The organism is Frankia sp. CeTa3Moorea (genome assembly GCF_978021225.1).
This window is the reverse complement of sequence record NZ_CDXDOR010000197.1, coordinates 1-7,427: the sequence shown is the minus strand read 5'-3', so window position 1 is coordinate 7,427 and position 7,427 is coordinate 1. Positions and strand designations below refer to the sequence as shown.

The following is a 7,427-nucleotide window of genomic DNA, read 5'->3' as shown; positions in this document are numbered from 1 at the left end:
GCGGTGCGGCGATGACCGCCCGGGCGCTCGTCGCGCGCCTCGACAGCGACGGCGACGTCCTGCTGTCCGGTCCAGCGATCCGCGCGGTGGCCGCGACCGCGGCGCACGTGACCCTGCTCGTAGGCCCCCGCGGGCGGGCGGCTGCCGAGCTGCTGCCCGGAGTGGACGAGGTTGTCGTCTGGCGCTGCCCCTGGATCGACGCGAGCCCGCCACCGGTGCGCCGCGACGACGTCGACGGCCTCGTCGACCGGCTGGCCGCCGGTCGCCTCGACGACGCGCTGATCCTCACCTCGTTCCACCAGAATCCGCTGCCGCTGGCCCTGCTGCTGCGGATGGCCGGCGTCGGGCGAATCGCCGCCGTGAGCGAGGACTACCCCGGCACGCTGCTCGACGTCCGCCACCACCTGCCCGAGACGGGGCTGCACGAGGTCACCAGAGCCCTGTCGACCGCGGCGGCGCTCGGCTACCGGCTACCGGACGAGGACGACGGGCTGCTCGCGGTCCGCCAGCCGCTGCCGGACCCGACCCCCCTGATCGGCCCGGAGCCGTACGTCGTCCTGCATCCGGGCGCCTCGGTGGCCGCCCGACGCTGGAACCCGCCGCGGTTCACGGTGGTGGTGCGCCGGCTGGCTGGCCGGGGACACCGGGTCGTCGTGACCGGTGGACCCGACGAGGTGGGGCTCACCGCCACCGCGGCCGGGCTCACCGCCACCGCGGCCGGCCGCCTGCCCGGCGTGCATGACCTCGGCGGGCGCACGGACTTGGCGGGCCTCGCCGGCGTCCTGGAGCGGGCCGGCGCGGTGGTCGTCGGCAACACCGGCCCCGCGCATCTCGCCGCCGCGGTCGGCACCCCGATCGTCTCCCTGTTCGCCCCGACAGTGCCGGCCGAACGGTGGCGGCCCTACACCTCCCGGCACGTCCTGCTCGGCGACCAGGCGATCGGCTGCGCCGGATGCCGGGCCCGGGACTGCCCGGTGCCCGGCCATCCCTGTCTGAACACCGTCGAACCCGACGAGGTCGTCGACGCCGTGGAGACGGTTCTCGCCTTCCCCGTCGTCACCGTTCCCCCCGCCCGGCAGGAGGTCCTGGAGGCCCCTTGATGAAGGTCCCGACGAAGGTCCCGACGAAGGTCTCGATGGTTTCCGAGCATGCCAGCCCGCTCGCGGCACTCGGCGGTGTCGACGCGGGCGGGCAGAACATCCACGTCGCCTCGCTGGCCGATGCCCTGGCCCGCCGGCAGGTCGACGTCATCGTGCACACCCGCCGGGACGACCCCGACCTGCCGCGCCGCGTCAGGCGCGGGGAAGGCGTCCAGGTCGACCATGTGCGTGCCGGTCCCGCCAGATTCGTTCCTAAAGACGAACTTCTCCCCTACATGGACGACTTCGCCGCCGACCTGCACGAGCAGTGGCGACGGTGCCGTCCCGACGTCGTCCACGCGCACTTCTGGATGTCCGGGCTCGCCGCGCTGCGGGCCGCCCGGCCGCTGGGCATCCCGGTGGTGCTCACGATGCACGCCCTGGGCGTGGTGAAACGCCGCCACCAGGGCCGCAGGGACACCTCGCCACCGGAACGCGTCGCCATCGAACAGCGGCTCGTCGGCGACGTCGACCAGCTCCTCGCCACCTGCACGGACGAGGTGTTCGAGCTGGTCCGGCTGGGGGCGCCGCGCGGGCGGGTCAGCGTGGTGCCCTGCGGGGTGGACCTGTCCCGGTTCACCCCGCACGGATGGGCCCGGCCGCGGCGCGGCGACCGCGTCCGGCTGCTGTTCGTCGGTCGTCTGGTGGAACGTAAAGGGGTCGGCAACGTCATCAGCACGCTGCCCCATCTGCCGGCGGCCGACCTCGTCGTCGTGGGTGGTCCCGATCCGGCGCACCTCGACACCGACCCGGAGGTGGACCGGCTGCGTCGGCTGTCGGTCGAGCTGGGCGTCGCCGACCGGACGAGCTTCATCGGGCGCGTCGACCACGACGAACTGCCCGCCCTCTACCGCTCCGCCGATGTCGTCACCTGCGTGCCCTGGTACGAACCGTTCGGCATCGTCCCACTGGAGGCGATGGCCTGCGGCGTGCCCGTCGTCGCCTCGGCCGTCGGCGGTCTCGTCGACACGGTCGTGGACGGCAAGACCGGCCTGCACGTGCCACCACGGTCCCCGGAACGGATCGTTGAGGCCCTTGCCGAGCTGATGGGCGACCCCGCGTGGCGGCGGGAACTCGGCGAGCAGGGCGCCCGGCGCGCCCGCGCCCTGTTTTCCTGGGACCGGGTGGCCACGCTGACCCTGGGCAGCTACCAGCGGTTGACCCGCCACGGCACGTCCCGCTTCGGCCGTCCCTATCTCCCGGCGGGGGTCTGACCCATGGACCGACCGGCACCAACACCGGCGCCGGGACCGGCACCGCTCCCGGCGGCATGCCAGCCGATGCCGTCCGGGCGCGGCCACGTCGCCGCGTTGCAGCTGGCGCTGGACGGACTCGACGTCGACCGGCTCGCCGCCTGGGGGACCCGGCTGGCCGAGGTCCTGGCCGCGGGCGGCCGGCTGCTCGCCGCCGGCAACGGCGGATCCGCCGCCGAAGCCCAGCATCTGACCGCGGAGCTGGTCGGCCGGTTCCGCGACGACCGGGCCCCGATGTCGGCCATCCCGCTGCACGCTGACACCTCCTCGCTGACCGCGATCGGCAACGACTTCGGCTACGACGACGTGTTCGCCCGCCAGGTGCGCGCCCACGGCCGGCCCGGCGACGTCCTGATACTGCTGTCCACCTCGGGCCGCAGCGCCAATCTGCTGCACGCGGCCGACGCGGCCCGGGAGCTGGGCCTGACAACGTGGGCGCTGGTCGGCCGGGCCGACAGCCCACTGGCGGCCGCCTGCGACGAGATCGTGGCGACCGGGCGCGCAGGCGAGAGCGAACCGCGCGAGAACGAACCGCGCGAGAACGAACCGCGCGAGAACGAACCGCGCGAAAACGAACCGTCGACCGCGACCGTGCAGGAGACCCACCTGGTCGCCGTGCACGTTCTCTGCGCGGCCTGTGACGTCGCGCTGGGCGTCGCGCCGACCCGGGAGACCCCGCCGACCCGGGAGACCCCGCCGACCCGGGAGACCCCGCCGCGATCCGCCGCCTCGTCCGCGTCCACACCGCAATGCGCTGCCCCACCGGAATGCGCTCCCCCACCGTCCCCGCGGCGGCCGCTGGTCGTCGTCGGAGACACGCTGCTGGACCGCGACCTCGTCGGCCGGGTCGAACGGCTGGCCCCCGATGCGCCGGTGCCCGTGCTCGACCAGACCGACGACCTAGCCCGGCCGGGCGGCGCGGGCCTCGCCGCCCTGCTCGCCGCCCGCGACGGTCACGACGTCGTCCTCGTCACCGCCCTGGCTGACGACGAGGGCGGGCGACGCCTCGCCGCGTTGCTCGCCGACGCCGGCGTCACCGTCGTCGACCTCGGGCTCGACGGCCCGACACCGCAGAAAATCCGGATGCGGACCGGCACCAGCACCCTGCTGCGTCTCGATCGCGGGACCGGCGACAATCGCGGGACCGGTGACGCGGTGCGCGGCGCGGTGCGCGACACGCTTCCCGAGGCGGGCCGGCGGGCGCTCGCCGCGGCCCGGGCGATCCTCGTCGCCGACTACGGTCACGGGCTCGCGCGGCATCGCCCGGTCACCGCGGCGCTCGCCGGCCGGGCACGGCGGGTTCCACTCGTCTGGGATCCGCACCCGCGGGGTGACGTGCCCCCGCGCGGCGCCACGCTCGTCACGCCGAACCTGGCCGAGGCGCGGTGGTTCACCCGCAACGCCACGGTGCGCCGGGACCCCATCGCCGAGGCTACGGACCGCGGCCGCCGGCTCGTGGCCCACTGGGGTGCCGCCGGCGTCGCGATCACCCTCGGCGAACGCGGTGCCCTGCTGGTCGGTGCCTCGGACACGCCCCCACTGATCGCACCGGCGACGCCGGTCGCCGCGGATCCCTGCGGCGCCGGCGACCGCTTCGCCGCGACCGCCACGGCGCTGCTGGGCGCGGGTGCGCTGCCGTCGGAGACCGTCGTCGCCGCGACCCGCGCCGCCAGCGACTTCCTCGCCGCCGGCGGGGTCTCGACGCTCGCCCGGAAAGACGGAGGCGGAGATGGAGGCCGGGGCGGGAACGGAGACAGGGGCGGGGGCGGTCACGATCTGACGACCGCCCTCGACGCGACGACCGCCCTCGACGTGGTGCGCCGTACCCGGGCCCGCGGCGGCGTGGTCGTGGCCACCGGCGGATGCTTCGACCTGCTGCACGCCGGCCACGTCTCCGTCCTCGCCGCCGCCCGCCGGCTCGGCGACTGTCTCGTCGTCTGCCTGAACAGCGACGCCTCGGTCCGGCGGCTCAAGGGCCCGGACCGGCCGCTGGTGAGCCAGGCCGACCGGGCCGCCGTGCTGCTGGGTCTGGGCAGCGTGGACGCCGTGGCGGTGTTCGACGACGACACCCCCGCCCGGCTGCTCGGGGAGCTATGCCCGGACGTGTTCGCGAAGGGCGGTGACTACGCGGTCGCCGACCTGCCGGAGGCCGCCGTCGTCGCGTCCTGGCAGGGGCAGGCAGTCGTCCTGCCCTATCTCGAAGGCCGTTCCACCACAAAGATGATCAGAGAGGCGGTACGCCGTGGCGGCACCTGACACCACCTTCGGCACGTCCACCATCGACACGCCGGCCGCCGGCTCGGCGGTTGCATCGACGGCACACGCGACAGCGGCGAGCGGGGCGTCGCCGGGCGGTCCCGGAACCGTGTTCGTCTCCGGCGGGGCCTCGGGACTGGGGGCCGCGGTGGTCGCGGCCGTCCGGGACGCGGGCGGCCGTCCGCTGGTCCTCGACCGGCGGCCGGCGCCGTCGGCACCGCACGAGATCGTCGACCTCGCCGACGGCCGGGCGGCGGAGGCGGCCACCCGGCAGCTCGTCGAACGGGAGGGCGGCCGACTCGACGGTGTGTTCACCGCGGCGGGCACCGACCACCCGGCGCCATTCGGATCATTGAACGGCGCCGACTGGGACCGGATCGTCGGGGTGAACCTGCTGGGTACCGCGGCGGTGGTCCGCGGCGCGCTGCCGTATCTGGAGACCTCCGGGGGGCGCATCGTGACGTGCGCCTCCACCCTCGGGCTTCGGGTCGCGGGCGACGCATCGGCCTACTGTGCGTCGAAGTTCGGCGTCATCGGGTTCACCCGGGCGCTGGCGGAGGAGTTCAAGGGTCGCCTCGGCGTCACGCTCCTCGTGCCGGGCGGGATGACGACGGCCTTCTTCGACGACCGTGACGAACAGTACAAGCCGGGACCCGACGCCAAGCTCAACCGGCCGCAGGACGTGGCCCGCGCCGTGCTGTTCGTCCTGGCCCAACCGGCCGGGTGCGAGATCAGGGAGCTGGTCGTGACGTCGTCCTGGGAAACCTCCTACCCTTGATCGCCAGCTCGATCACCGGCTCGCCCGGGGGCACCGGGACGTCGCGCGGTCGCGCGCGACCCGGGAACAACGGCCCCGCGCGACCCGGGAACAACGTCGTCGTCTTGCGCGCGCTCGGGCTCGGTGACCTGCTCACCGGCCTGCCCGCGTTGCGGGGGTTGCGCCGGCACCTGCCGGCGGCGCGCATCGTCCTGGCGGCGCCGCGCTGGCTCGAACCGCTGGCACTGCTGTCCGGCACGGTCAACGGCGTACTCGACACGGCGCCGCTGAGACCGGTGCGGCTCGACCGACCCGACCGACCCGGCCTGCTCGACCGGCCCGGCCTGCTCGACCGGCCCGGCCTGGCCGTCAACCTGCACGGCCGCGGACCGGAGTCCACCGCGACCCTGCGCGCCGCGGACCCCCGCCGACTGTGGGCCTTCGACCTGCCCGCAGGCCCCCGCTGGGACGAGCCCGGTCCCGATGAAGCGCCCGCGGGCGCCGAGGAGCAGGCCGAGGAGCACGAGGTGGTCCGCTGGTGCCGGATGCTCGCCGCCTACGGGGTGCCCTGCGACCCAAGGGACCTGGCTCTGGACCGACCCGCCCCATCCCACCGGCCAAGCCAACTAAGCCGACCCGACCGACCCAGCCTGCCCGCCCGACCCGACCAGACCCCCGGACCCGACCAGTCCGACCAGGCTGCCCCGCTCATCGGCGTCACGATGGTCCATCCGGGCGGGGCCGCCCCTGCCCGCCGCTGGCCGGTCGACCGGTGGGTGAGCGTGGCCCGGGGCCTGGCCAGGCGTGGTCACCGGGTGGTCGTGACCGGCAGCCGCCCGGAGGCCGCCCTCGCCACCGAGGTGGCCCGTCGCGCGGGGCTCCCCGCCGCTGCCGTCCTCGCCGGCGACACCGACCTGCTCGGGCTGTGTGCCCTCGTCGCCGACGCCCGGCTCGTCGTGGCCACCGACACCGGGGTGGGACACCTGGCCACGGCCTACGGCATCCCGTCGGTGCTGCTGTTCGGGCCGGTCTCACCGGCCGCGTGGGGGCCCCCGCCGGACCGCCCGCGCCATCGTGCCCTGTGGGCGGGCCGTCGCGGCGATCCATTCTCCGCAGCCCCCGATCCGGGCCTGCTCACCCTCACCCCGGCCGATGTGCTCGACGCCGTCGACGCCCTCGACGCCGTCGACTCAGTACAGAGGTTCTGCGGGTCCGGGGGTCTCGGCGCGGGGTTTGGACCGCGGCCGAGGGGTCGTCCTCGCTGCATGACTACCGCCATCGAAGCGCAGAAGTATCTCAAGGGAATCGACTATCCGGCCGATCGCGCGACAATCGTGAAAAAGGCGAAGGAGAACGGGGCGGACGAGTCCATCATCCAGGACCTCGAACACATACCGGACCGTCAGTACAACGGGCCGAACGCCGTCTCGAAGGAACTCGGCGGCCAGTCCTGACGTCCGCCCCGGCACATCAGATGGCACATCAGGTCCCCATCCCCGGATCCTACGGCCAGGACCCTACGGCCAGGCGGCCGCGATCGACACGACCCGTCGGCATGGCATGCCACGCCACGCCATGCCATGCCATGCCATGCCGGGCCGGCCGCCGGGCCATTCGCTCAACCCGCACCCATGATCGCCTCCGCGATGAGGAACGCGGCGACAAGCAGGACGACGACGCCGACGGCGATCAGAGTGATGGCCATCGGGGTCCGATTGGGCGTGCCCGGGCCGGCGTTGGGCTGATCGCCGCTGACCGCCCCAGCCATGGAGTCCTCGCCGGGCGGCGTCTCCCCTGGGGGCACCCCGCCACCGGATTCAAGACCGGTGGCGACCGCGGGGTCGGGATCGATGGACGAGCGGGCGGATCCCGGCGGCGCCGGGCCCGGACCGCCCGCCGGACCACCCGACCGGAGGTGGCCGGAACGGGGTCGGGCGGCATGGGCCGGTCCGGGCTGCGGGTGGCGGGAACGGGGATCGGTGGGCGCCATGACAACGGCATGCCCCACCCGCACCCTCCTAC

Annotated in this window: 6 protein-coding genes; 5 read left to right on the top strand and 1 reads right to left on the bottom strand. The window is 74.8% G+C overall.

Features of this window, described 5'->3' with window-relative positions:
• Positions 1 to 11 precede the first annotated feature (11 nt).
• From AC08OV_RS22160 to AC08OV_RS22140, 5 genes are all read left to right on the top strand, one after another.
• The gene (locus AC08OV_RS22160) at positions 12 to 1,100 is read left to right on the top strand and encodes a glycosyltransferase family 9 protein (RefSeq protein WP_476620261.1); all 1,089 of its coding nucleotides are present in this window, start codon (positions 12 to 14) and stop codon (positions 1,098 to 1,100) included.
• Between the two features lie 35 nt (positions 1,101 to 1,135).
• On the top strand, positions 1,136 to 2,353 hold the full coding sequence (locus AC08OV_RS22155) for a glycosyltransferase (RefSeq protein ID WP_476620260.1): 1,218 nt from the start codon (positions 1,136 to 1,138) through the stop codon (positions 2,351 to 2,353).
• A gap of 66 nt (positions 2,354 to 2,419) precedes the next feature.
• The gene (locus AC08OV_RS22150) at positions 2,420 to 4,648 is read left to right on the top strand and encodes a PfkB family carbohydrate kinase (protein ID WP_476620259.1); all 2,229 of its coding nucleotides are present in this window, start codon (positions 2,420 to 2,422) and stop codon (positions 4,646 to 4,648) included.
• Positions 4,635 to 5,426, top strand: a complete 792-nt coding sequence (locus AC08OV_RS22145; protein WP_476620258.1) for an SDR family oxidoreductase — start codon at positions 4,635 to 4,637, stop codon at positions 5,424 to 5,426. Before AC08OV_RS22150 ends, AC08OV_RS22145 begins: the two co-directional genes overlap by 14 nt.
• Positions 5,423 to 6,859, top strand: coding sequence for a glycosyltransferase family 9 protein (locus tag AC08OV_RS22140; protein ID WP_476620257.1), 1,437 nt, complete (start codon positions 5,423 to 5,425; stop codon positions 6,857 to 6,859). Before AC08OV_RS22145 ends, AC08OV_RS22140 begins: the two co-directional genes overlap by 4 nt.
• A 164-nt stretch (positions 6,860 to 7,023) precedes the next feature.
• On the opposite strand, the gene AC08OV_RS22135 is transcribed toward AC08OV_RS22140, so the two are convergent.
• Positions 7,024 to 7,427, bottom strand: a 404-nt coding sequence (locus tag AC08OV_RS22135) for a DUF6480 family protein (RefSeq protein ID WP_476620256.1), incomplete at its 5' end; no start/stop codon positions are given.

Bases quoted from the DNA above. Each gene is read 5' to 3' on its own strand.
- AC08OV_RS22150 (WP_476620259.1), top strand. From the start codon at position 2,420: ATGCCGTCCGGGCGCGGCCACGTCGCCGCGTTGCAGCTGGCGCTGGAC.
- AC08OV_RS22160 (WP_476620261.1), top strand. From the start codon at position 12: ATGACCGCCCGGGCGCTCGTCGCGCGCCTCGACAGCGACGGCGACGTC.
- AC08OV_RS22155 (WP_476620260.1), top strand. From the start codon at position 1,136: ATGGTTTCCGAGCATGCCAGCCCGCTCGCGGCACTCGGCGGTGTCGAC.